Annotated in this window: 20 protein-coding genes; 12 read left to right on the top strand and 8 right to left on the bottom strand. The window is 33.1% G+C overall.

The genetic code is table 11. From position 1 onward, the window contains the following. The first annotated feature begins 129 nt into the window (after positions 1-129). The 3 genes from hemB (at position 130) to pheS (ending at position 3,749) form a co-directional block, all read left to right on the top strand. A complete protein-coding gene (gene hemB, locus J2756_RS02040) occupies positions 130-1,110 on the top strand; it encodes a porphobilinogen synthase (RefSeq protein WP_209581889.1) in 981 nt (326 codons plus the stop codon). Between the two features lie 136 nt (positions 1,111-1,246). Further along, the gene (locus J2756_RS02035; protein ID WP_209581887.1) at positions 1,247-2,161 is read left to right on the top strand and encodes a triphosphoribosyl-dephospho-CoA synthase; all 915 of its coding nucleotides are present in this window, start codon (positions 1,247-1,249) and stop codon (positions 2,159-2,161) included. Positions 2,162-2,198: 37 nt separating this feature from the next. After that, positions 2,199-3,749 carry a phenylalanine--tRNA ligase subunit alpha gene (gene pheS, locus J2756_RS02030; RefSeq protein ID WP_209581883.1) on the top strand — a complete coding sequence of 517 codons (1,551 nt, stop codon included), beginning with the start codon at positions 2,199-2,201 and terminating at the stop codon, positions 3,747-3,749. 171 nt (positions 3,750-3,920) lie between these two features. On the opposite strand, the gene J2756_RS02025 is transcribed toward pheS, so the two are convergent. From J2756_RS02025 to J2756_RS02015, 3 genes are all read right to left on the bottom strand, one after another. Next, the gene (locus tag J2756_RS02025) at positions 3,921-5,354 is read right to left on the bottom strand and encodes a DHA2 family efflux MFS transporter permease subunit (protein ID WP_209581881.1); all 1,434 of its coding nucleotides are present in this window, start codon (positions 5,352-5,354) and stop codon (positions 3,921-3,923) included. A gap of 132 nt (positions 5,355-5,486) precedes the next feature. Next, positions 5,487-6,089 (bottom strand): TetR/AcrR family transcriptional regulator, encoded by a 603-nt coding sequence (locus J2756_RS02020; protein WP_209581880.1) that lies wholly within the window; start codon positions 6,087-6,089, stop codon positions 5,487-5,489. A gap of 147 nt (positions 6,090-6,236) precedes the next feature. Then, positions 6,237-7,598 carry an MFS transporter gene (locus tag J2756_RS02015; RefSeq protein WP_245315882.1) on the bottom strand — a complete coding sequence of 454 codons (1,362 nt, stop codon included), beginning with the start codon at positions 7,596-7,598 and terminating at the stop codon, positions 6,237-6,239. A 429-nt stretch (positions 7,599-8,027) separates the two neighbouring features. Between J2756_RS02015 and J2756_RS02010 the strand changes: the two genes are divergently transcribed. Together J2756_RS02010 and gshAB are read left to right on the top strand one after the other, a co-directional pair. Then, positions 8,028-9,500, top strand: coding sequence for a glutamate--cysteine ligase (locus J2756_RS02010; protein WP_209581876.1), 1,473 nt, complete (start codon positions 8,028-8,030; stop codon positions 9,498-9,500). Between the two features lie 2 nt (positions 9,501-9,502). Continuing rightward, a complete protein-coding gene (gshAB, locus tag J2756_RS02005; RefSeq protein WP_209581874.1) occupies positions 9,503-10,492 on the top strand; it encodes a bifunctional glutamate--cysteine ligase GshA/glutathione synthetase GshB in 990 nt (329 codons plus the stop codon). A gap of 111 nt (positions 10,493-10,603) precedes the next feature. On the opposite strand, the gene J2756_RS02000 is transcribed toward gshAB, so the two are convergent. Beyond that, a complete protein-coding gene (locus J2756_RS02000) occupies positions 10,604-10,822 on the bottom strand; it encodes a tautomerase family protein (protein ID WP_209581872.1) in 219 nt (72 codons plus the stop codon). A 533-nt stretch (positions 10,823-11,355) separates the two neighbouring features. Between J2756_RS02000 and J2756_RS01995 the strand changes: the two genes are divergently transcribed. Then, positions 11,356-12,753, top strand: a complete 1,398-nt coding sequence (locus tag J2756_RS01995) for a KAP family P-loop NTPase fold protein (RefSeq protein WP_209581869.1) — start codon at positions 11,356-11,358, stop codon at positions 12,751-12,753. A gap of 77 nt (positions 12,754-12,830) precedes the next feature. Here the strand turns inward: J2756_RS01995 and J2756_RS01990 are convergent, their stop codons facing one another. Next, positions 12,831-13,667 (bottom strand): toll/interleukin-1 receptor domain-containing protein, encoded by an 837-nt coding sequence (locus tag J2756_RS01990; RefSeq protein WP_209581867.1) that lies wholly within the window; start codon positions 13,665-13,667, stop codon positions 12,831-12,833. A gap of 146 nt (positions 13,668-13,813) precedes the next feature. Here J2756_RS01990 and J2756_RS01985 point away from each other — a divergent pair, with 146 nt between their 5' ends. Then, positions 13,814-14,062, top strand: coding sequence for a hypothetical protein (locus tag J2756_RS01985; protein WP_209581865.1), 249 nt, complete (start codon positions 13,814-13,816; stop codon positions 14,060-14,062). Between the two features lie 184 nt (positions 14,063-14,246). Further along, on the top strand, positions 14,247-15,236 hold the full coding sequence (locus J2756_RS01980) for a HEPN domain-containing protein (protein ID WP_209581862.1): 990 nt from the start codon (positions 14,247-14,249) through the stop codon (positions 15,234-15,236). A gap of 421 nt (positions 15,237-15,657) precedes the next feature. Here the strand turns inward: J2756_RS01980 and J2756_RS01975 are convergent, their stop codons facing one another. Together J2756_RS01975 and J2756_RS01970 are read right to left on the bottom strand one after the other, a co-directional pair. Further along, positions 15,658-15,933, bottom strand: coding sequence for a hypothetical protein (locus J2756_RS01975; protein WP_209581846.1), 276 nt, complete (start codon positions 15,931-15,933; stop codon positions 15,658-15,660). A gap of 195 nt (positions 15,934-16,128) precedes the next feature. Continuing rightward, positions 16,129-16,776, bottom strand: coding sequence for a hypothetical protein (locus tag J2756_RS01970; protein WP_209582329.1), 648 nt, complete (start codon positions 16,774-16,776; stop codon positions 16,129-16,131). A gap of 160 nt (positions 16,777-16,936) precedes the next feature. Here J2756_RS01970 and J2756_RS01965 point away from each other — a divergent pair, with 160 nt between their 5' ends. Both J2756_RS01965 and J2756_RS01960 read left to right on the top strand, forming a co-directional pair. Beyond that, positions 16,937-18,037: a DUF4268 domain-containing protein gene (locus J2756_RS01965; protein ID WP_209581842.1), complete on the top strand. Its 1,101-nt coding sequence runs from the start codon at positions 16,937-16,939 to the stop codon at positions 18,035-18,037. 95 nt (positions 18,038-18,132) lie between these two features. Continuing rightward, a complete protein-coding gene (locus J2756_RS01960) occupies positions 18,133-19,149 on the top strand; it encodes a hypothetical protein (protein WP_209581839.1) in 1,017 nt (338 codons plus the stop codon). A 17-nt stretch (positions 19,150-19,166) separates the two neighbouring features. On the opposite strand, the gene J2756_RS01955 is transcribed toward J2756_RS01960, so the two are convergent. Beyond that, on the bottom strand, positions 19,167-20,864 hold the full coding sequence (locus J2756_RS01955; RefSeq protein ID WP_209581834.1) for an SIR2 family protein: 1,698 nt from the start codon (positions 20,862-20,864) through the stop codon (positions 19,167-19,169). Positions 20,865-21,024: 160 nt separating this feature from the next. On the opposite strand from J2756_RS01955, the gene J2756_RS01950 reads away from it, so the two are divergent. Both J2756_RS01950 and J2756_RS01945 read left to right on the top strand, forming a co-directional pair. After that, positions 21,025-21,906, top strand: a complete 882-nt coding sequence (locus J2756_RS01950) for a nuclease-related domain-containing protein (protein WP_209581831.1) — start codon at positions 21,025-21,027, stop codon at positions 21,904-21,906. A gap of 57 nt (positions 21,907-21,963) precedes the next feature. Continuing rightward, positions 21,964-25,077, top strand: coding sequence for an Eco57I restriction-modification methylase domain-containing protein (locus J2756_RS01945; RefSeq protein ID WP_209581829.1), 3,114 nt, complete (start codon positions 21,964-21,966; stop codon positions 25,075-25,077). Positions 25,078-25,220 lie beyond the last annotated feature (143 nt).

Here is a 25,220-nt window from a genome sequence, read left to right as displayed (position 1 = left end):
TACCATTTTTCATTAAATCAAAAAGAAAACTTTACATTTTTAAGTTATTCAAACCAATATTAAAATAAAATATTGTTAGATAAAATAATTAGGATTCAAATTTATTTTAAAATAATCTCCGGTGATAAAATGCAGTTTCCAGTTACAAGAATGAGAAGGTTAAGGAAAACACCCCAGCTGAGAAATATTTTAAGTGAAACCAGGCTCAATCCAGAGGACTTCATATACCCCATGTACGTTAAGGAGGGACTTGAAGATGGTCAGAAGGAGCATATTGATACCATGCCAGGTCAGTACAGGTACTCAGTAAACGACCTGGTCTCTGAAGCAAAGAGACTTGAAGCTATGGGACTCAAATCTGTGATCATATTTGGAATGCCTCTTTCAAAGGATGATAAGGGATCTTCTGCATATGCAAGGGATGGAATAGTCCAGAAAACAGTCATGAAACTTAAAGAGGAAACTGACCTCATAGTTATCACAGACGTGTGCATGTGCCAGTACACATCCCATGGTCACTGCGGAATCATCCGCGACGGTGAAATCATCAATGATGAAACCCTGAACTACCTCTCAAAGATAGCACTGAGCCATGCTGAGGCTGGTGCAGATATAGTGGCACCTTCAGATATGATGGACGGCAGGGTGGCTGCAATAAGAAAAACACTGGATCTGAACGGACACTACGACACAATAATAATGTCCTACTCAGCCAAGTATGCATCATCATTCTACGCACCCTTCAGGGATGCGGTGTGTTCAGCACCATCCTTTGGAGATAGAAAAACCTATCAGATGGGTCCACAAAACAGTCTTGAAGCTATGAGGGAGGTTGAACTTGACGTGGAGGAGGGTGCAGACATGATCATCGTGAAACCTGCAATGCCCTACCTTGACATTGTGAAGGGTGTTAAGGATGAATTCCGCATGCCAACGATTGGTTACCAGGTCAGTGGAGAATACTCCATGCTCAAAGCAGGAATAGCTGCAGGATACCTCACAGAATCATCCGTACATGAATCCCTGCTTTCAATAAAAAGGGCTGGTGCAGATCTTATAGTGAGCCACTTTGCTCCTGATTTTTTGGAGGGACTTGAAACCTGCCTTTAAAAAAAACATCTTTTTTTTTGATTTGCTGCATGTTGGGCAGGATCCCCTGATATAACTAATCAAAATAATCTTTTGATAATACCTCAAAGAAATAAAAATAATCTTTTCATTAAACTAAAGAAATGGAGAATCAAACTTGGAACCAGATTACATTGCAAAGGCTGCACAGATAGCATCGGTACTTGAGGTCAGCGGACATCCTAAACCTGGAAATGTTCACAGAACCCAGGACTTCGACGACATGGTATTTGAAGACTTCCTAATAAGCGGAGTTGTCATTGGAAACATCATGCAACAAACAGCAGAGAAGGGTTTGAAGTACAGGGAACCTGAAAACTTCCATAAAATAGGCCTTGGAAAAGAGATAAAGGATGCTGTAATTGAAACCAATAAATGGGTTGCAAACAACACCAACCTTGGAATAATCATGCTCCTAACCCCAATATGTGCTGCAGCAGCCATGAGCACAGACCTTAAAAACACAAGGGAGAATGTGGATCTCCTCATGAGGGCAACAACCCCTGAAGATGCTGTAAATCTCTACGATGCCATAAGCATAGCTGATGCAGGTGGTATGGGTGAGAGAGATGAGCTGGACGTTGGAAGCAGTGATGCAAAGGATGAACTCATTGAGAAGGGCCTTAACATGTACGATGTCCTTGAAATATCCTCTGGATGGGACAGACTTGCATATGAACTCACAAACAAAATGCCCATAACCTTCGATGTTGGATACCCCACATTCAAAGAGGTTAAATCCCGGGGCAGTCTCAACGATGCAACTCTTCAGACCTTCCTAACCATTCTCTCACGTTACCCCGACACACTCATCGAGAGAAAGTACGGTAAAAAGGTTGCAGGGGATGTATCAAAGGATGCAAAAGAGCTCCTGGATGCTGGTGGAATACTGGCAGAAAATGGAATGGAAGAAGTCAGGGCCTTTGATGAAATGCTGGTATCCGAACATTTGAATCCTGGTACAACTGCGGATCTCACGGCATCGTCCCTCATGATCTCCATTCTTGATGGTGTGATTGGGGACAATCATTAAATTTATGAACTGACAATTAACATTGTGGATGATAAAAATGAATGATGATAAACTTAAAAAGGTCATTGATGAACTGCATATTTACGAGAAGAAGGTTCTAAAAAGCTTAGAATCCTTCAATTACGAATCTTCACCAGAAGCCATATCAGAGTCCATAGATATGGACATAAAATCAGTTATGAGTGCAGCAGGTTCCATGGCATCCAAGGACATCATAGAAGTGGAAAAGGATGTTCAGGAATTTGCAGGACTAACAGATATCGGCCTGGACTACTCAAAAAATGGTCTGCCAGAAAAACAGCTCCTAAAAGCCCTTGATAAATATGGAACCATCTCAATGGATGAGATGCCGGAAAAATCAGGGTTAGAAGCTGTGGATGTTAAAATAGCAATTGGTTGGCTTTTAAGGAAGCGGTGGGCATCTGTTGATAAGGGAAACGTTACAATCACAGAGGAAGGAAAAACTGCCCTCACCACAAGAGACAGCGATGAGGAACTCATAGATACCCTTACCCAGGGAAAGGTGAACCTCCAGGACCTTGGAGGAGACCTTAAAAAGTCCCTTAAAAACCTGAAAAAACGTAAGAACATTATTAAGATCGACAAAAAAACAAGTCACACACTTAAAGTTCTTGACAAGGGAATGAAACTCCTTGATGTTGGGATTGAGATACGTGAAGAGGCAACCCAGCTCACACACCAACAGCTTAAAACTGGAGCATGGAAATCATTACACTACAGGGGCTATGATATAAATGCAGAGCACCCTGAAATTTTTCCAGGTAAGATGCACCCCCTTCAGAGGATAATTGAGGAGATACGTGATATTTTCCTTAACATGGGCTTCACAGAGTCTGGAGGTAACATACTGGAATCTGCATTCTGGAACTTCGACTGCCTCTTCCAGCCTCAGGATCATGCAGCAAGGGAAATGCAGGACACATTTTACGTTAAAAACCCAAGATACGCAAAGCTGCCACGGGAAGAGCTTGTGAAGAAGGTTGGAGAAGTTCATGAGAACGGTGGAGCCACTGGATCCACGGGATGGAAGTACCCATGGAACAGGGAAATTGCAAAACAATCAGTACTCAGAACCCACACAACATGCCTTTCAGCACGGTTTTTAGCTGAAAACAAACCACCACTCAAGATGTTCTCAGTTGGTAGGGTCTTCAGAAGGGAAACCATAACCTACAAACACCTTCCGGAGTTCCATCAGGTGGAAGGAATAGTTGCAGGTGAGGATATAACCTTCAAAAACCTCCTTGGAATACTCAAGGAGTTCTACAAGAAGTTAGGATTCGAAGTCAGATTCAGACCAGCCTACTTCCCATACACCTACCTCTCAACTGAGTGTGAGATCTACCTGCCTGAGAAGGAGAGCTGGATAGAGCTTGGAGGATCTGGAATGTTCAGACCAGAAGTACTTGAGCCTCTGGGTATCGATGTACCAGTACTGGCATTTGGCCTTGGAATTGAGCGCCTTGCAATGATACGCTACGGTATCAGCGACATAAGAATGCTCTACAAGAGTGATATTGGATGGTTGCGCAGGTTACCAGTTTCTCAGGGTGTTAAAACAGACTGAAGCTCTGAAACATCCTTTTTTTATTAAATATTTCATTTTTTAAAATTATTTTTAAATTCAAGATTATTTTTAAATTAATTCTTTAAAAAATAGAAAATCAGATGTTTTTTTTAATGAAACCCCATTTTCACACTAAAAAAAAATAGTGGTTTAAATCACCATGCTATTTTTTCATGTTTGTGGTGTTCCACGTTTTAAAAACAGCGACAGAACAAATACAAATCCAAGTATCACTGCTCCTATTGTGAATGAAAAGTTCACACCAGATATTAATGCAGATATTTGCTGTGTTGAATTTGGATTAATGATGTTTTGAAGGTAGTTTTGTTGGCTGAAGGTCATGAAACTTACAAATAGAGATGAACCAATTGCACCTCCAATTTGCTGTAAAGCTGTCATTATGGCTGAACCTGAAGCATAATACTTAGAATCCAAGTTTCCCAGAGTATTTGTCTGATTTGGTGACATTAAAAGGGCTGATCCTATATATAAACTGCAATTTATAATTAACACGGTTATAAGGGTTGTTGAAGCAGAAAGGTGCGAGAAGAATATCATGGAAATACACATAAGGGCCAGGCCTGAGCTAATGACAATTCTTGTTCCGTGTTTGTCATATATATGGCCTGAGAGAAGGGGTAAGAAACAGTTTAAAATACTTCCAGGCAGTATTACAAGACTGGCAATAAGAGCTGTGGTTCCAAGTGCATTCTGCAGGTACATTGGAAGTAGAATCACTATTGCAAAAACTACCATAACATTAATTACATTAATTATTATCCCTATTGTGAAAAAAGGATACTTAAAAACGTGAAGATCCAGTAAAGGATTTTCCACAATTAATTGGCGTATTGTAAATATGATAAGGCTAACTAGGCCTATAATTAGGGGAATAGTTACATTTAGACTTAATCCATAGTCTCCTAGGCCGCTAAAACCAGTTATAATTCCAGTAAATCCCACAGCAGCTAAGATAACAGATAGAATATCAAGTTTAGGATGTGTAATTTTTGTGATGTTTCTTAAAGAAGATAGTCCTAAAATTGATGTCGCTACAAAAAAGACTAAAACCATTAAAAAGAACCAGTGCCAGTCCATAAATCCCATAAGGAATCCCATAAGTACTGGTGCAAACATTGGTGCGGAGAGCACTACGAGACTCACAAGTCCCATCACTAATCCTCTTTTTTCTCGTGGAATCAATATTAGCACAGTGTTAAATATTAAAGGTACGAGGATACCTGTTCCAATTGCCTGTATCAGCCGTCCAGTAAATAAAACTGGAAAATTTGTTGAAATGCCTGATACAATAGTTCCTATAATTAAAAAAACCATTGAGGATATGAATAATTTTCTTGTTGAGAACCGCTGGATAAGAAAGGCGCTGATAAGGAATACAATGCCTGAAACAAGAACATAGATTGTGGTTAACCACTGCACAGTTCCAGCTGAAATATTGTATTGTAACATTATATTGGGAAATGCAATGTTTAGTGCAGTTTCATTTAACATGGATATAAATCCACCTATTAAAAGTACAACTAAGATTTTTTTAGTGTTATTTTTGTTAAGTGAGAAATTATTTTCATTTGAATTTAAAACCATTTCTGAATACTCTCCTGTATTAGACCAGTCTACATAATATTAGGAACCCCTCTATAACGGTTCAGCAAACTAATTAGATTGGTCTACATAATTTTTATTAAAAAAAATCATTAAAAAAGGCTTCAATGATCCTTAGTTCTTATTTTCTAGTTTTAATATGGATGGAATGACTTCTGCAACCTCAAAAAAGGGTACATCACTTTTTTTGGTCAGGGACATGACTATGGCTCCTTCAATCATGGATTGAATTACCATACTTAATTTTTTGGCTTCTTGCTTTGTGAAACCTCCCTGGATCAGTTTTCCAGCATAAACATTCTGCCAAGCATCAAAAGCAGATTCACAGGCTTTCCTTAAATTTTCATTGCTTGAAGATGTTTCAAGTGCAACCAGGTTAACGGAAACCTTTTTAGTACTTCTAAGGGAGATTTTCTCGTTTTCCGCCATGTCAATGAAATCTGCCATCTCCTGAATGGCATTTTTAATGGATTCAGCAGGATCCTCAATCATTGAAAGCCTTTTCCTTATGGTTTCTTCAACGAAGACCTTGGTTAACTCAATTGATTCAAGGGCCAGTTCTTCCTTTCCATTTGGAAAGTAGTAATATAATGAACCCTTAGGTGCATTACTTTCCCTCAGGATCTCATTCAATCCTGTGGCATGATACCCCTTTAACTGAAAAAGGCGTGTTGCAGCCCTAACTATTCTATCCCGTGTGCTGATCTCTTCATCCATATTACCAAAACCAAATTATAATGACTGGTCTATATAAAAACTACTATCATTTATGTGCTGGACCATATTTAAAGTTGATGTTGGTATGGCAGTAAAAAAAGGAATATATAAAGGGGTCACGAATTAATAAATCGTAACACATTGATCTTATTCATAATGATTTTCAAAGTTCCTTTTCATGGTTTCAAGCTGTTCAGCCCGTGTTTTAAGTCCAAGGGTCAGAACTGTCATTATGATGGCCACGAATCCCATGATCATAAATGCAGATTGGTAACCTCCCATCATTCCTGCCTGGGATCCTATTATTGCTCCTATGAGTGCCCCTCCAATAAGCTGCCCTGCGCTGCTGTTTATGTTGATGAGTGCCTGGCCTGAAGCCCTGTGTTTTGGTGGGCTCTCAACGATCATTATGTACCTTGGTGGTGAGCCTATAACCGTGGCCATACCAACTCCAATGAGCACACCTGCAGTTATGAAGAGGTAAAATGATTCTGGGAAGAACCCCATGATGAAAAGGCCTATTACAAGTACTGATGTTCCTGTGATCATGATTATTTTAGAGCCCAGTGAATCCAGGAGTTTTCCTACAATTGGTGCCCCTATAGCCATTGCAATCGCCATTGGCATGACCATTAAACTGGCATTTGAGGTTGTGAGGGATAGGGCAACCACTGCAAATGCAGGTATGAAAACTGTTGCAGCCTGGGTTAGTCCAGTTCCAATGAAGAAGGTTCCAAGGAGCTTAACCTCCCTGCTTTTGAAGAGGTCTATCTGGATAAGCGGGTCCTTTTCACTGTTTTCAACCTTCCAGAGAACTGGAAGCAGCACCAGGGCAACAAGCAAGAATGGAAGAACATCCAATGAAAATAAACTTGACAGTACATCGGTGGTGTTGATTTGGTTTACTCCATAGGCAAGGCAGGTTACAAGAACACCAAGTACAGAGAGTCCCTTCCAGTCGAAGTGCATTCCGTCGACCCTTTCACTTTTAGGGAGTATGTAAATACTTGCAACTATTATGAAAATAGATAGGGGTATGTTTATAACAAAAAGCCACTGCCAGCCATACTTAAGGAGTAAGCCCCCAAATACTGGGCCTAAAACTCCTGAAAATCCCCATACCGAGCTTGTTATTCCCATTGCATTGCCCTGTTTTTCTGGGGGGAATGTGTCCCCAATAACTGCATTTGCAACTGGAAATATGCCTCCAGCTCCAAATCCCTGAATGGCCCTTCCAAGAAGGATCATTTCAAAGGATAATGCGAATATGGTTACAAGTGAACCAACGGCAAATAGGAGTACGTCCACTATGTAGAGGGTCTTTCTGCCGTAGGTGTCTGATAGTTTGGCCATTAAGGGTGTTCCTATCATGAGGAATAGGATGTATAAGGTGAAAAGCCATGACCCCATTCTCTCGTTCACTCCGAAGTAGGATTGAATTGCAGGCAGTGCAGGGCCAACAATGCCCAGGTCGAGTGATCCTATAAAAACTCCGAGAAAGAGTACCATCAAGATTTTTTTGCTGTCAGTTGATTCCATAGGTGGAGTTTTTGTTTTAAACTTTAAAAAGGGTTTGTTTTTTATTTTTTTGCTGAAATTATGCCATTAATTTATAGGATGATCAGTAATGTGTAACCGATAAATATAAATATTGGATAACCGATAGTTAAGAAAACTGATGTTTTAATACAATTATTATTAGTAACACCTGTAATTGAGCAACATCTCCTTTTGCAAGCTATGTTCAATTAAATCGCTCACATAATGTCAACAGGTTAAAAACAATTCATTGGTATCCAGAACATTGATTTTGGATACAATTGACAAATTAAGCGCAAAACCAAATGTATCACACGATTTTTTTTATGCCTCTCTTTATTTCAAGCGTTTTCTTGCTGAATTGGAGTAGGACTTTACCAAAACTAAAAAGAGGATTTTATGAACTGGAATTTTTCAGAAGTATCAAAGTCTTTTTTAAAAGAGGATAAAGGAAAGCTACTGGTAGATGGCAATTTCGGCATAGAAAAAGAGTGTCAGAGGATTGTGTCCTCAGGTGATCTTGCCCTGACACCCCACCCCTCAGTATTTGGGGATAAAACCGAAAATCCACGTATCACCACGGACTTTTCTGAAAGTCAGATTGAGATGATAACACCAACCTTCAATTCAATTGAAGAAGCATATGATGAATTAAATGCAATAAGTATTGAGGTTGAGGATGGTATCGGCAATGAACTGCTCTGGCCACTTAGTATGCCTCCAAAGCTTCCAAATGAAGATAGTATCCCCATTGCAAGGTTTTCTGATTCTGAGGACGGAGTAAATATGGAAACATATAGAAAAGGGTTGGCACTGCGTTATGGCAAGAAAATGCAGATGATATCAGGAATTCACTATAATTTTTCCTTTGGCAAAGGAATGGTTGATTATCTATATGAACAATTTGGAAATGAAAAGGATAAACGTTTATTCATTGATGAAATGCATTTTGCACTTGCAAGAAACTTTTTGCGCTATCGTTGGATGTTGATTTACCTTTTCGGTGCATCACCATTCTACCATTCTACCTATTATTCAGTCATAAACAATGAAATTAAGTTAATCCAAAAATGCAGTCAGTGCTGTGTGGATGTTATTGAAAATTTCAATAAATATGCAACATCTCTACGCGTAAGCAGATTTGGGTACTCAAATACTTTTAAACACAAGCATAGTATTTATTTCAATGGTTTGGAGGAATACTCTGCAAAGCTTCGTAAGTTGATGGCAACCAAAAATACAGAGTATTCAAAGTTGGGCATATACAGGAATGGTTCTCAAATACAGCTGAATGGGAATACTTTGCAAAAAGAAAACGAATTTTACTCTTCAATTCGACTGAAGCAAAATATCAACAAAGGGGAAACCCAGCTGGATGCACTGGAAAAACGAGGAGTGAAATATGTAGAGCTAAGGATTTTGGATTTGAATCCATTTGAAAAAATGGGTTTAAGCATTGATGAGATGTATTTCCTTCAAGTTTTCATGCTTTTCTGTTTGTTTGAAGGAAGTGCCACCATCACCGAGGAGGAACATGGAGTAATAAATTTAAATCACCATTTAGTGGCACTCTATGGAAGGAAGGAGGATTTAATGCTCCAAAAATATAATAAAGGAGCAGTTGGTCTGAAATTGTGGGGAGAAGAAATATTTGAAAGGCTTAAAGATGTAGCAGAGCTGATTTCTGAAGGCACCGGGAATGAAAGATATCTTAGGAGCGTTGAAAAGGAATACAAAAAGCTTTTTGATATTTCATTGCTGCCGTCTGAAATGATGCACAGGGAAATGAAAAAGAACAATGAAAACTTTTTAGAATTTGGAACCAGATATGCGATAAAAAATTCACAGAAAAATATCATGAGGAAGACTTGATCATGTCACTAAAAAGCTATGAAGGACTTGAACTTTCAACACAGATTGTTATAACTGAAGCATTAACTAGGGGTGTAGAGGTTGATGTACTTGACCGGGATGATAATTTCATCCGTTTAAAAAAAGGTAGTAAGGTTGAATATGTGAAACAGGCGACAAAAACCTCTGCAGACACATATATAAGTCCATCAATCATGGGAAACAAAGAAGTGACCAAGTTAATTCTTAAGGAGCAGGGTATCAATGTGCCTGAGAGTATAAATGTGAAAGATCTGGATGAAGCTTTAAAAAAGTATTCTGACGTCCTTGGTAAGGATATCGTGATAAAACCTAAATCCACTAATTTTGGAGAAGGTGTTTTGATACTCAAGGACCTGAAATCACAGGAGGATTATAAAAGTGCAGTTGCACAGGCCTTAGAATACGATAGTTCCGTTATGATTGAAGAATTCATACCTGGCAGGGAGTACAGGTTTCTGGTAATCAAGGATGAGGTGGTGGCAGTAATGCACCGAGTTCCAGCAAATGTTGTGGGGGATGGACTCCACAGTATCAGGGAACTGGTTTCTGAAAAAAATAAAAGCCCATTAAGGGGTAAGGGCCATGTTACTCCGCTTGAAAAAATCAGCATAGGAACTGTAGAAGTGAATCACCTGGCTTCTCAGGGGAAAGACACAGATTACGTTCCACAAAATGGTGAGGTTGTGTATCTCAGGGAAAATTCCAACATCAGTACAGGTGGTGACAGCATTGATTTTACAGATGAGATGTTAGAAGAGTACAAGATCATTGCTGTGAAGTCTGCAAGGGCTGTAGGTGCAAAGATATGTGGGGCAGATATGATCATCCAGGATGTAAAAGCAAAGCCTGATCAACACAATCACAGTATCATTGAACTGAATTTTAACCCGGTACTGTATCCACACAATTTCCCATGTCAGGGTCAGAACAGACACGTTGAGAAGAAGCTACTTGATTTATTAGGATTTTGAGATTATAAGTTTGGCTACCTCGTGCTCCTAAATTTTTGGAGATCTTTAATGGGATAACCAAATGAATCCCTAAAATTTTCCAGAGTTTTAATCAAAAAAAGATTTGGATTATTATTTTTTGGTCCATCCAGGTACGTCCACACCCTTAAATTTTTCTGAAGCTGGTACTCCACCTATTCCCCAGTGGGATTGAGGTACCTCATGTACTAATATCTCCACGGCTTCTGCTGGAATATCTATATCCACAAAGACTTTAGTCAAGTTTTCAATTAAATAGTCGATTTTTTCCTGCTCAAAACCCTTCCACACATTTACATGAACCACTGGCATTTTATCACACTCCCATATTATGATATTTTTCACTTATTAAAAATAAAATATGTAATTTCCTATTCAAATAATTACTAATCAAAAAAAAAATCTATTAAATTTAACATGAAAAGAGTAAATCTGTAAAATATTAGAAAATGTTTCCATTATTTTCAAAAAAAAATGAGTCAAGATAATAAGTATTATTTTTGAACTATACAAATATTACTTTCATGATTTTTCCTGAAAATTCCAAAGTTTTTCCTCGAAAATTAAAAATTTACAAAACTGCTCTAAATAGATCGTTAGGTGTATACCATAGGGATGAAATTGGTAGGTTTTTACAGTTTTCAAACAGGCCAGATCTGAAGATAAAACTTTACTTCGTTATAGGTTAGTATTGTTTACTCTATAGTTGTTATAAGTATGACAAATATTTTTTTAGAAATTATAAATAACATTTAGAACATAGTTAATATCATAGTGTTACAGAAATCAGACTTTCCATTTGATAAATTAAGAATAATTGTTATATGGAAATGTGATGTGATTAGATGACTATTAATAATGAGACTACACAAAATAATTCTCTTAATTTGCTTACTGATACTTTTGAAGGTATAGACTTATTAAATTATAAGGTTTTTGCCAATATTTTGAAAGAAATAATCACGACACAAAAAACTCCCCTTACTATTGGATTATATGGAGAATGGGGTTCCGGAAAGACTAGTTTGATGCAGATGATTAAAAATGAGTTAGAGACGAAAAAGAAGATTACCAAAGAAACTCATTTGACGAGAAGAATTCTGCGATATATAAATAGAAATGTGGATAAAAAATCAGTTATTAAGACAGTTTGGTTTGATGCTTGGAAATTTGAAAAAACTCATGATTTACGGGTAGCACTTATATTAACAATCTTAAGAGAGATGGAAAATGATAATGATTACAATTCAAGAATAAAGAAAAAAGTTAAAAAGCTCATTAAAAATATTAATTGGTTTGGAGCAAGTATGGCTGTTGTTAACCAATTTTTACCGAGACAATTGACTTTTCAGGAATCAACAAATCGGCTATTAAAACTATCAAAAGAAGATTCAGTAAAAACATTAAAGTATTTAAGTGAATTTGAAATGGATTTTGAGGAAATTGTTAAAGATTATGTTTGTGGGGATCATAATGCAAGTGATAATTGTGGAAGATTAATAGTTTTCATTGATGATCTTGATAGATGTACTCCTGAAAAGGCTATAGATATTTTGGAGGCTCTAAAGCTTTTTTTAAATGTTGAACATTGCGTTTTTATCATTGGTGTTGATAAGGAAGTAATTGAGAAATATTTAGAAAAAAAATATGCATATATGGATCTAAACTGGAAAAAAGGTTATTTAGATAAAATAATACATATACCATTCTTTATACCTCCTCTAAGGGAAGAAATAATTAAACAGTTCATTAATAGCTTAGGTGAATTTACAGATATAAAAAAGGAGGAATATATTGAAATTATTGCTAAGGTGGGTAGTAATCCTAGAACAATTAAAAAACTAATAAATACTCTTGAGATTCAAAATTACTTAGTAAAAACCCAAAATTTTGAGATAGAACCTGAAATATGGGCTAAACTCACTGTAATTCAATTTAAATATCCTAGCTTCCATAAAAAGTTAGTTGAAATATTTAAAGAAACAAATATTAATTTAATTGATTATTTAGATTCTAAAAATACTCCTTATCCAATACTGGAAAAATGTAGAAAAGATACTAAATTTATGGAATTTATCCATGAGTATCCTACTCTTATGAATATTAAACTTGATGATTATGTTTATTTAGTCAATAGTACAACGGGAAAATTTAGTAGTAAATATAATCTTCATGAGGATCCAATTATTAATCAAAGACTTTTAAAACAGATGTATCATATTCCTAATAAATTTTTTGATTAGTGCCTACTCTGCTTCTGCTCTATTTTATACTTAACTAGAGGGCTTAAAGGAGTATAATATTTAATATTGTCAATGAATTAGATAATAAATATTTTCCCAGCTCCTACCTCAAAATTTGAAACTAATAAATTGATAAAATTACCGGTTTTAAATGATTTTTTAGATTTTACACGGATTGTTTTTTGTTCTTGAGGCCCTAGTTGATATAAATGATATTCTTTGAATTCATTGCCTTCGCTATTTATCATCGTTAATCCAAGTAATTCTCCATCAATCTCAACAGAACCAATATTGCCTTTAGCAATGTTTGTTTTTTCTATTAATTCAAACTCCACGTCATCAGAGCTTATATGAGATCCTTCAAATGTTATAACCAACGCAATATCATGTAAAGGATGATTTGACATGTTTTTAACTGTAAAATTGGTTTCAACAGCCCATTCTTCAGCAGTTAAGTTAATTTTGGAGGGGGAAATTTTTATCACATCTCCTTTACTAACAAAAAAATCAGCTTCAGGATATATTATTTCTAAAATACTTTTAATAACTTTATCTAAACCTTCACTTGTTTTTACACCAAATTTGCTTGCTAATGTTAAAGAATACGTACTAAGATCTTCTTCGTTAACTTTATGCCAAATTGGAAGTATAACTTTCTTATGTGTATCACGAATATAAAGTGCATCTAACTCTTTTTGAGGCCATTCTTTAGAAAAAAAGTTATGTGACAATATAACAACACCAAAATTGGAACCGGTCAAACCTTTATCAATCGATCTACGGAGACTATCCCCTAATTTTAAAGAATATTCATCATACCAAACTTTTATTCCCAATTCATTTAATTTCTCAGCTAAAGGTCTAGCAATTTCATCTTTGTCTTCGTAAGCATGACATATAAATACATCCCACATCTTATCGCCTTTTAAGTTTGTTTTGTATTTCTTAATTAACTGAAATAATCATATTTTAGAGATATAATTTGTATTATCTATTTTTTCTAGTTTTAAATGCTTGGTCTACGGCTTTAAGTTTTTTAGCACAAAGAGAATTTAGGGACATGTATGAAAGAGCTGCTAATGAGGAAAAAAAGATCCTCACGATTATGGCAGAAAATGGTTCCGATGTTTTATCATATAAATTCATTAAAGAAAACAAAAATATTAAATCAGAACCATCTAAAGTTTTGAGCAATATGATTGGCAAAAATCTTATTTTAAAAGAAGCACGAGGTAGGTATAAACTCAGGGATAAAATGTTCAAAGAATATTTGAAAACATCAAAACCATATAAATATAAAGATGACTGAGTCTCTAAATAATAATTATTAAGCATAATGAAGCTAGCTATGAAGTCATGATTACATGATAAACTTTAAACTCTTGAAAGGTTAATATGATCGCATGTGATAATAAGCATATAATACAATTTGATGTTCTTTTATCTAAATAAAAGTTTTCATTGATTCATTATTAGTATTAGAGGTTTTTGAAATGTTTGAAGAACTAATGGACAAATATGTGGCAATAAGTGTAGCAGGTATTAATACTAATCAAGATATCAATTTTACAGAAAATATCCAACTTAAAAAATCAGATGAACCTGAACTTACTTGCATTAGATTTACCTTAAATGGAAAATGTCTGGATATAATTGGTGAATCAATTCCAAAAGAGATTTTAAGAAAAAATAAGTCTTGTGAATGGGAATCTTTACCTTTAGAATTATTAGAAGAATATGTGGAAGATTATCTGATGGATGAAGGCTTTTTTCAAATAACTAAATTAGTTGATGCAATTAACATTTGTAAAAAGGAGCCTTGTCAAATTTATGAGCAGTTTTTTTATGATGGTTTTAGTGTATCCGATGACATATGGGAAAAACCCTCAGAAAAATTTTTTCATGAAATCCAAGGTTGCACAATAGAAAAAAAGGACTTGGGGGTTATATTACCTATTTGGAAGCGTTTATTAGATTCATATGATGAATTTCCCAATTTTAATTATAAAAAATATTGGTGGCTTATTGCATCAGAATATTTTGAAAGATACCCAAATTCCTCATTTATATCAGATCAATTAATTGACTTAATGATTGCATTAGAATCATTGCTATCAGGACATAATGATAAATCAGAAATGAGGTATCGATTTAGTCAAAGAAGTTCCTTATTTTTATTTCATAAATACCAATTAAACCCAAAGCAGATACAAAAAATCGTTAAAGAAATGTATGATATGAGAAGTAAAATAGTTCATGGAAGTGCAAGTCTAAGATCTTCTGAAACTGAATTTATCAAAATTGAAGGAAATAAAATCTCATTAGATCATGCTGTTAATATTTTAAGGGAAATAGTGAGATTGATTCTTTTTGAAGCTATATTGAAATACTCAAATATATCTAAAGACAAATTTCTTGAAGAGATTGATTCTATTTGGTTTAATGATAAGGATAACTCAAAAATTAAACCAGTAAATTATTAAAAACTTATTATACTTTTAAGGATGGAGAAATTACTAAGATAAATTACTAAAAAATTCAAAAGAAGTCAATTAAACTTATTTTATAATTTTTATATTATTATATAATTTACTACAAAGTCGTTATATTAATTTTAACTCTAAAATTAGAAAGAATTTTCTAAATTTCAAGTCTTAAAATTTTAATGTTTACTAAAATTTAGGATTTATATCATCAAAATTTTTTAAAAATTGAAAACTGGAGCTAAAGTGATCCTATGGGGTATACTAATTGATCGAAATTCAATGATTTTGAGTGATTTTGGTTGGTGAAAATTGAAATTTAGAGTCCAAATTTATTTCGCTATACTACAATATTACGAAGTAAACTTTTATCTTTATTTATTATCACAGTTTTTGGATAAAAAATACATTTATCAATTCACTAATCCGATTTCTTTAATTTTTTATTTTCAATCTTTAATTCCTCAATTTGCTTGGACTGTTTTTTAATAATACCCATAGTTTCATCCAACTTATCAAATAAGTAGTTGATTTGATCTACAAACTCGTGGGATGTTTGCATTCCTACTATGAAAACATGTTCATTATGGGAAAAATCCTTCAGGAAATCAGGATGACTCCTAACAAAGTATCCCTGGTAATTTTTGACTACTATGCCACCACCAATATTACAAGTGTTAAACTTACTTTTAATCATAACAACTCCCATATTTTTTATAAATAAATATTTTAGGGATATTATCATTATTATAGGATTTCCTAATTATATCATAATTTTTAAATTATCTGAGGTCGTTTTAGCTACAACTTTTAACAAGGTAAATTATTACAAAAACTAAAAAACCATACATAACAAAAAAATGAATAATTGAACTGTTTAATCCTTAAATTGCTACTCTTCATTTGTGGATTCATTGTTTTTTTCTAAATTCTCGTTTAAACGCTTCAATTCTCTGTAAACAAGTTCATTCTGACGAATAATTATTTTATTAAGTATTTTATTTTGTTCCATTAAATCATTAAATCCACTCACTAACAACCAATTTGTGGGCATAGCATTTGCTGTCAGAGCTGAACCTATACTTCCAAGCTTAAAAACTGATCCTTTTGAAGCAAAATTGTCCATTTCGTTGAATATTTGATTTTTAATTATATCAGTTGAAGCATCCTCTCCGAAAATCCTTTTTTCATCGAGTTTTCTTTTTCTACCGTTTATCTGTTCACTTAATCCAGTAACATCTTTTCTAGTTTTTTGATAAGTTTTAGGGTTCTTTGAGTATTCTTTCTTATTATTTGTAATCCTTATTGCTTCTTTAGAATCTACTTTATGAAGTTGTTTATTGCATTCGGGACAACGCCCTTCAATATGCTGCGTTCCAGCGAATTTACACTTTATATCCACACACATATAATTGTTGACCATAGTTTTTGAATATATTAAATTTCCACCACATTCACATTTCTTAGTAAAATCGTTTGGAGATTCCCCTCTCTGAAGCTTATAATAGCCCCCACATTTCTCACATACTAAATAGCACATTTTAACACCTAATTTATGTTAGTAGAATATGCATTTAATACTTATTATTTAAACATACAACTAGTATGTTATATTAGTAGTATTTTATTTAGTTAGATTTAATAACTATTAATCAGTTACTAGTTTATAATAGGTTTCTTAATGATAGGGGGTTAATTAAATGATTCTTGTAGTAGGTGCAGACAAGCAGTTGGAAAAAATTGTTAATGAGTCTAATTTTTCTGAGATGGGTGTATGGGAACGCACACACATGGAAGAGTGGATTGCTGAGCATCCAGAGATACTGGGAGAAGAATTACTTACAATTACAACTGAATATGATGGATTTGATAAAACTAATAAAAGATTAGACATATTAGCAGTGGATAATAATGGTAAATTAGTTGTTATTGAATTGAAGAGGGATGTTGCTGAAACATTTGTTGATTTGCAGGCTATTCATTATGCAGCTTACTGTTCAACTCTTACTTTAGATGATGTTACTGAAATAGCAGCAGAATATCATAGCATATCTAAAGATGAAGTAGAATTAAAAATCAACGATTTTATTGATAATAAAGATTTTTCTGAGTTTGATAATCAACCCCGGATTATTTTAGTTGCTAATGATTTTAAAGAGGATACTTTAGCGGCTGTTTTATGGCTGAGAGATAGTGGAATTGATATTACATGTGTCAAACTTGACGCACACCAAGTCGAAAAGAAAATAGTGATAACACCCTCAGTTATCATTCCTTTACCTGAAGCTAAGCAGTTTATGATGTTTAGAGAGGAAAAAACTAAGATCACTGCAACTAAAAAGCCTAATGAAATGTCTGAATTTTGGGCCGAGCTTTTAAAAGAGGTCAGAAGACTTAAACCAGAAATACCTGATAGAAGACCATACAAGAGTACTTATTTCCCAGTGAATACGGAATATAAGAATGTTCACTTTGAGTGGGCGTTTAAAAAAAGACCAAACGAACGTTTAATGGTTTGTCTCCACTTTGAAAAACCATCTAGAAGTGATAATAAAAAGATATTTGAATACTTCGTTTCCCAAAAAGAATTAATTAAAGAAAGATTATCCAATGAAGAGGTTATCTTTGATGAAAATTTTGGTAAAAATTGGATGCAAATCTATATTCACAATAACAGTGCAAATTTAGATGAAAAAAACATAAAATGGGGATCTGAAGCCATGATTAGATTGTATGATGCGCTTAAACCCATTTTAGATAAGTACTACTTGAATAATCCTATTACGAATGTTACAAACTGATCTACTATATTTTAACTCCTTTATGAAGGGTTCCTTTTTAAATAAAGACCAAATTGTATGTATAAATGACTACTTAAAGTTTAAGAAGTGATTTAATGTATTTTAAAATGAAAACTACTATCCACAAATTTAATTTCCCTAAAATAGCAGATATTGTTTTGGATAAAGATAAAGAAGAAATTCTTCCTCCTGATACTCATTTTGTAAGTAATTATTGTATAGTTTTTTTCTATAAAGATTTTATTGTTTTATTACCTATTACTGGTGTAAAAATTACTCAAAGTTATATTACATCTTTTATTGATGTTCCAAGTGATATAGAATCTATCTTATGCAGTATTATACCTTCTTATCCCCTTATGGATGTTAGACATGCAGAAGAGGATTTCTGGATTTTTAGTATGTATATTCATGAGAAATTGAGTTCATACATAATCAGGACTATTGATATGTTGAGGTGGAGATTTGCTCTGAAAGGGGAACATAATTATCTAAAAAGTTTTAAAGATTATAATTTTTCATTAGATGGAAAAATTTGGTTTAAAATGCCCCCTTCTAAAAAAAGCTTAACAATTAGGCCTGAATTGATTTCAAACATGGACTACAGACGTATCAATGAAGCACAAAATTTAATGCAAATCTATGACCGGGAACCTTTGGAACATGAAATGTATAGAGAAGCATATTCTAACTTAAATACTAATCCTAGAAGCTCGTTGATCATGGCAGTTTCATCTGCTGAAGTTGGATTTAAAAGATTGGCTAATGAACTTCATCCTCAAAATGAATGGTTACTTGAGAATATACAATCGCCACCACTACGTAAAATGTTAAAAGATTATTTACCATTATTACCTACAAAATTAAAAATTAATGGGAAAGTTTTAGTTCCTCCCCACATTGTGAGGGCCATTAACAAAGCTGTAGAAGAAAGGAATAAGCTTGTACACACTGGTATTTCTAAAATTGATAAAGATGAATTATTGGAAATTTTAGATGTAGTTAATGACTTATTATATCTTTTTGATTATTATAGGGGTTTTGAATGGGCTTTAGGGCATCTTAGTCTAGAAACCCAAAAGGCTCTTAATTTAGTAGAAATTAAAAAATAAAACGAATTTTTAAAATATTATTTCCGAGAGCCTAATTGGTTAAAATCAAAATAATATAATGGACTTTCAAGATTAAAATCAAATAATTCATCAAATTTATTATGAGTAGCTTCTAGTTTTCGTGCAAAATCTTTTGAATCTGCAAACCCTGATGCTTCACTCAATTTATCTAAGAAACCTTGACTTAAAGCTCTATTTATATAACTAGGAGGTTCTTCCTCTAAATAAACACAACTCCGGGGTATCCAATTCTTTACATCTTGGCAAATAGTCCTCATAAAAAGGAAATAATCAGCTTCCATAAATTGTTTATGGGTAATTAATTTAGACAATTCAGTTTGAGTGAATCTCTCACATATCATATCAGCCATTATACTAAGTTTATCAGATTTAAGTCTTTTATTTCTAGTTTCATCTAACACACGTATGTATTTGCTAATATACGGAAAAGTAACATATTTTTTAAAATGATTTTCAACAAAAAGTTCTTTATTAAGTATCTCTCCGATTAAATCCCACTGGTTATACTTGATTAATTGAGCAATGAATGAAACAAAGAACTCATATATCAAAAAGGAATATCCTTCAGATTTTGGTGTTCGGTTCAAATTCATGAAGTTTCCAAAAAAGTCATATATCGTATTGATTGATTCTTTATCTCCATATTTACAAGCTAATGAAATGGCTTCTATAAAATTATAAGAAATTAATTTTCCATTATTTATTTGTTCAACGATAGCATCGTCATATTCCACAAACCTATCAAAATCAGGTGATCCCCTCTTCAATTCTTTGATCTTGTCATTCAAATAATCCAAATATAAAGGTGCTTTGGGTGTATCTGATGTAAATGCATTTTTCAAGTCTATTAAGGTTGGTCCGGATATGACATTTGGTTCTAAATTTCTTATTGTATCTTGAATTCTTAAATAATCAGTGATAAATTGATTAGCCCCTCTACATTGTATATAAATGTAATTCTTTAATTTTAATATATCTTCCATTTCCTTAATTGGAGGATTAGGATCCACCCAAAAAAGAGGATAATGTTTAAATGTAGCTTTTCTAAAGACTTTCTGAATATTGGGGTCTCTCCCAGAATAGCCTAATGTTATTAATCCGTGTTCACTCATTATTTTCACTAATTCATCTTCCATTTCGGAGGATAACTCTTCTAAATCTTTAGGAGTATTTTTCAGGGCACCTTTCCCCAAGGTTCCGTTAGGTTTGTAAACGCGAATGGATTTACAATGGATTAATGGTTCAGAATCTTCTAAGTCTTGTTCTGTAAATATTACTTGAGGTTCTAATCCCTTCTCAATTAATGCATTTTCAATATAATGATCAAAATTCGTAGTGATTATGCATCTGATTATTCCTAATCTAGCCAACTCCGCGATAGATCTATGTGCATCCCCAACTTCAGAACTTTCCAAATATCCTTTAAGAAAATTTTGCTGTTCTGGATAAGTTGGATAAATTTCACCTATTAATTCAGAATATTCCATTTTAGAATAATCACTATTAATAAACCATTCTTCTAGATTTACATCTGTATCTGTATTTTCTGCAGAATATAACAAACCTGCAGTCTTAAGCATTAAATCCCATGTTGTAGGGATTCCAGCGTCTTTTGAAACACCTGCACCTGCAAATAATATATATTTCTTCTCTCCGGGTAAAGCACTAGCAGCCAACTTTATAATAGGATCCAAATTAATTCCCCACACATTTATTAAAACTTAACCTATGCCTTTTAGTAATGTATATATAAAAATATATAATATTTATTATTAATATGATGAATCATCTAGACAATTTCACTGATTGAAGAAAGTGTGGAGATTTAGGGGCTAAGATCAAGAGATGATTTGAATGGGATATCTGGTATGTTACAACTGCGATATTTATTATGAAGTCACCAAAGAAGAATCTAAGGAGATTGAATGTTGTGGTGAATGTGGATTTCCTTTAACTTATTTTGAGAATCTGAAAGATAGTTACGGTCATAAGTCAGTTTCAAAGTCAGCCAAAAACAAACGTACTTATGCGGAAAAAAAGAGTTTGTATTCTTTATTAGGGATGGGTTTTGGAGTTATATTAATAGTTGTTGGCATTTTTGAGTTCATCAAGGTCTTTAATATGCTCCAGGGGCCAAGTGTAATAACTGATCCACCAGGACCTCCATGGGGTGCTGTAATAATAACAGCTGCTGGTATCCTTACTACAAGAATCAGTTATGATGTTGGTCGTAACTGGATGGTGGGGGCTAAAGGAGAACGTACAGTTTCCAAGGAGCTCCAAAAACTTCCAGAAAGTTACTATATTTTTAATGATGTTACTCCTCCTGGAAACAGGGGAAATATTGATCATGTGGTCGTGGGACCTACTGGGATATTTGTCATTGAGACTAAAAATTATAGAACTCCATACGTGGTCAAAGGAGATGATTGGTACTACAGAACTCGTGACGGTTTGAAATTAGCAGATCATGCCCCTGGAAAGCAGGTTAAAAGGAACAGCATGAAATTGAGGGAAATACTCATTAAAACGCATTCAATAAATTCAACGGTCTGGATTAACTCAATAGTTGCATTGAAAGGTGAAGTATCAATCGAAGGAAGATTAAACGGTTATAAAATAATGAATTATAATGAATTGCACCAATTTATTATAAGAAATGGATTAATATTAAATAAATCAACTATTGAAGAGATTTCAGCCATAATCAGTGAATTTTCATTACAATCTCTTTGAAATGTAAAAAAATATAAGGTTTAAAAAGAATTGTAGATCATTTAAGATGTGATAATCATGGAAAACACTCTCTTTAACCCACAGATGATGGATAAATTTGCTCAAGATAAAGATTTAAACTTAAACTTTGCAAAAAAAGAATTGATTACTAAACATATTAATAAATTAAAACGTGAAGAGCTCAAATCAGAGAAACAAAACTATTTTTACTTTTCTGATGTTATATTAAAAGAAATATTAGGTTATAAAGAAGAGTGTATTCGTCCTGAAAAGCCTGTAAAAGTGGGTGGAAAGGCTAGTGACTTTGTTTTACATTTAGATAATGGTAACGAGTTCATGATAGTAGAACTTAAAGGCCAAAAAGCCGATCTTGACATACGACAAAAAAGTCATAATAATCAAACTCCTGTGGAGCAAGCCTATGGATATTTACCTAAAAGAGATGCTAAATGGGCAATGGTATCTAATTATGATGAATTTAGACTTTATCATCAAGACCGTAATGAAAATGAATTTATTTCTTTCAAATCTGAAGAGTTGCCCAAAAAATTGCATTATTTTATGTTGGCTTTCTCAAAAAAATCGCACGTCGACAAAGATTATCCTCAAAAATTATTAGAGGATAAATTTGTAGCGGATAAAAAACTTGAAAAGAATTTTTATAACCTTTTTCATGAAACCCGACTCATGTTAATAAAAGAACTCGAATATGGAGGTTGTGACAGAGAAAAATCTATAGAATACGCCCAGACTATCCTAAATCGTTATATTTTCATATGTTTTGCAGAAGATACTAAAGGATTGTTACCTTCAAAAATTTCAAAAAAGACTATTTTAAACCCCCTTGAAGAAGGGATTATTGGTAAAAACAAAATTTGGAAACGATTAAGCGAATTATTCTCCGATATAAACACTGGAGAGCGTGAAAGTATAAGTAAATTTAATGGAAGATTTTTTGAAGAAGATTTAAGTTCATTACCAATAAGGGATTTAGTTGAAGATCCTAAATTTTTTGAAAAAACAAAGCAAGAACATGATTTTAAAGAAGATTTTAAAGATATTAAAACCACAATTAAAGGTTACAAAGAAGATCTTAACCCCATATACAAAAATCTAATTTTAATTTCTAGTTTTGACTTTAAAAGTCAATTAGATGTTAATATTTTAGGCCATATCTTTGAGAATTCCATAGGGGATATTGAAGATCTTAAAGAAGGATCTAGGGGTCGGCGTAAAAAGGATGGAATCTTTTACACTCCTAGTTACATAACAGAATACATCTGTAAAAATACTATAATACCTTATCTAAGTAAATCTGGAAAAACGAAAGAAGTTAATGAATTAATATTTGAATACAGGGGTTCAGATATAAGTGAACTCGATGCAAAAGTTAGAAAAATAAAAATATTAGATCCTGCGTGTGGTTCAGGGGCTTTTTTAAATAAAGCTGCAGATATACTTGTTGAAATCCAGGAAGCAATCCATGACGAGATGTATAAAAATGATCCAAGTTTAGACAAATTCATTGACAATAAGAAAGAACGACGTAGAATCCTTAAAGACAATATTTTTGGCGTTGATCTTAATGATGAATCAGTTGAAATAACGAAACTAGGAATGTTTTTAAAAATTGCGCAAAAAAAATCTCAATTACCTGATTTAAATAATAATATAAAATGTGGAAATTCAATCATAGATGATACAAAAATAAGTGAAAAAGCCTTTACTTGGAAGGATAATTTTAAAGAAATATTCAAGGAAGGTAAATTTGATATAATTGTAGGTAATCCTCCTTATATATCCACTAAACAAATAAAAGAAGGAGAAAGGGATTATTTTTGGGACAAATACAGAGAATATTTATTTAGTGAAATGGACACGTATGAACTTTTCACTATTATATCAATAAAATATTTATTGAAAGATAATGGATTATTAGGATTTATTATCCCCAATTCATTTTATACAGCGTCTAGCTTTGTTTATATGAGAAAATTACTTCTTCAACAATCTATAAATAATATCATCGATTTTCCGTATCGATTTTTCCCATTTGAAGATACTAATAAGGAAACTGCAATCATAATTCTTGAAAAAAGTAGTCCAAAAGACAATTCCATTAGGATAAGTTCCATTAATAAAGATGTTATTTTAAAAGAAAACACTCTCAACTTAAAAAATCATGAATTAAACATTGTAGAACAGTCTAAATTTAATTTAAATAAAGATAAATATAAATTATTTATAACTGCCACCCCTTTATCTCTTAAAATGCATGTATCTGAATTTAATTTTGGAAAATATGCAATAGCTCATAAAGGATGGATGAGTGTTCCTAAAAAAACTGAAGTTGATGGAACAATTCTAGAAAAAGAAATTTTTAGCAATGCCGATCTAAATTCATATCCTTCTTTAAAAAAGAAGTGTGAAAGTTGTGTTGAAGGAGAAGATATAAGAAGATATTTCAAAAGAAATACAGAAAAATATGTAAATACCTCTAAAATGTCCAAGAGGACTTATTCTTGGCATAAGCAAGATAAAATAATAATGCAAAGAATTACTGGACAATCCAAAAGAAGGTTAGTGTCTTATTTTGATCAGGATCAAATAATAGCAATGCCAAACACAAATCTGATTAATCTCAAAGAAGATGTTAATGTCTCGCTATTTACATTATTAGGAATATTAAATTCAAAAGCAATGGACTATTATTACAAAAAAATGTATGGTGAATCTAATACTAATATCCCAACAGAGGTTATTGAGAGTTTTCCTTTGCCTGCATTAAATACGCAAAATAAGTCTTTATTTAATGATATAGAAAAAAAAGCAGAAGAATTATCATTAAAATTGGATTCATTTGATCATTCCATGTTTAATATCATACAAATACTTAAATCATCCCTTGAAGTGGATAAAATTTCTAATAATTTAAAACAATTTTTCATTAAAAGTCAGGAAGAGATTATGGAAGAACTAAAAAAACATAAAAAAATATCCTTGAAAAAACAAAAAGAGATTTTAGAGTTTTTAGATGGGGAAAAAGATTCTTTAAAATCTCAAAACGATTTTATTATGGATGCATTCTCTGAAATTGATGAAATGGTCTATGATCTATACGATTTGACACCTAAAGAGAGAAGAATTGTTGAGGAGAGTTTGAAATACTAATATTTCTATTTATTTCCTCTTTTTCATAAATTCTTTATTGTACCAGTCACCCACACTAAATATGAATTTAAAAACAAAATGTAATACTAAAAAAAATATGAGATAAAAAAATATTTTTAATAACCTTATTTGATCATACCATT

The sequence above is a fragment of the Methanobacterium aggregans genome (genome assembly GCF_017874455.1).
Classification (GTDB): Archaea; Methanobacteriota; Methanobacteria; order Methanobacteriales; family Methanobacteriaceae; genus Methanobacterium_C; species Methanobacterium_C aggregans.
The sequence above is the reverse complement of the archived record's forward strand: the minus strand, read 5'-3'. Positions and strand labels throughout refer to the sequence as shown.

Coding starts and splice junctions, on each gene's coding strand:
- hemB (WP_209581889.1), top strand. CDS start 130: ATGCAGTTTCCAGTTACAAGAATGAGAAGGTTAAGGAAAACACCCCAG.
- pheS (WP_209581883.1), top strand. CDS start 2,199: ATGAATGATGATAAACTTAAAAAGGTCATTGATGAACTGCATATTTAC.
- J2756_RS02025 (WP_209581881.1), bottom strand. CDS start 5,354: ATGGTTTTAAATTCAAATGAAAATAATTTCTCACTTAACAAAAATAAC.
- J2756_RS02020 (WP_209581880.1), bottom strand. CDS start 6,089: ATGGATGAAGAGATCAGCACACGGGATAGAATAGTTAGGGCTGCAACA.
- J2756_RS02015 (WP_245315882.1), bottom strand. CDS start 7,598: ATGGTACTCTTTCTCGGAGTTTTTATAGGATCACTCGACCTGGGCATT.
- J2756_RS02010 (WP_209581876.1), top strand. CDS start 8,028: ATGAACTGGAATTTTTCAGAAGTATCAAAGTCTTTTTTAAAAGAGGAT.
- gshAB (WP_209581874.1), top strand. CDS start 9,503: ATGTCACTAAAAAGCTATGAAGGACTTGAACTTTCAACACAGATTGTT.
- J2756_RS02000 (WP_209581872.1), bottom strand. CDS start 10,822: ATGCCAGTGGTTCATGTAAATGTGTGGAAGGGTTTTGAGCAGGAAAAA.
- J2756_RS01995 (WP_209581869.1), top strand. CDS start 11,356: ATGACTATTAATAATGAGACTACACAAAATAATTCTCTTAATTTGCTT.
- J2756_RS01990 (WP_209581867.1), bottom strand. CDS start 13,667: ATGTGGGATGTATTTATATGTCATGCTTACGAAGACAAAGATGAAATT.
- J2756_RS01985 (WP_209581865.1), top strand. CDS start 13,814: ATGTATGAAAGAGCTGCTAATGAGGAAAAAAAGATCCTCACGATTATG.
- J2756_RS01980 (WP_209581862.1), top strand. CDS start 14,247: ATGTTTGAAGAACTAATGGACAAATATGTGGCAATAAGTGTAGCAGGT.
- J2756_RS01975 (WP_209581846.1), bottom strand. CDS start 15,933: ATGATTAAAAGTAAGTTTAACACTTGTAATATTGGTGGTGGCATAGTA.
- J2756_RS01970 (WP_209582329.1), bottom strand. CDS start 16,776: ATGTGCTATTTAGTATGTGAGAAATGTGGGGGCTATTATAAGCTTCAG.
- J2756_RS01965 (WP_209581842.1), top strand. CDS start 16,937: ATGATTCTTGTAGTAGGTGCAGACAAGCAGTTGGAAAAAATTGTTAAT.
- J2756_RS01960 (WP_209581839.1), top strand. CDS start 18,133: ATGTATTTTAAAATGAAAACTACTATCCACAAATTTAATTTCCCTAAA.
- J2756_RS01950 (WP_209581831.1), top strand. CDS start 21,025: ATGGGATATCTGGTATGTTACAACTGCGATATTTATTATGAAGTCACC.
- J2756_RS01945 (WP_209581829.1), top strand. CDS start 21,964: ATGGAAAACACTCTCTTTAACCCACAGATGATGGATAAATTTGCTCAA.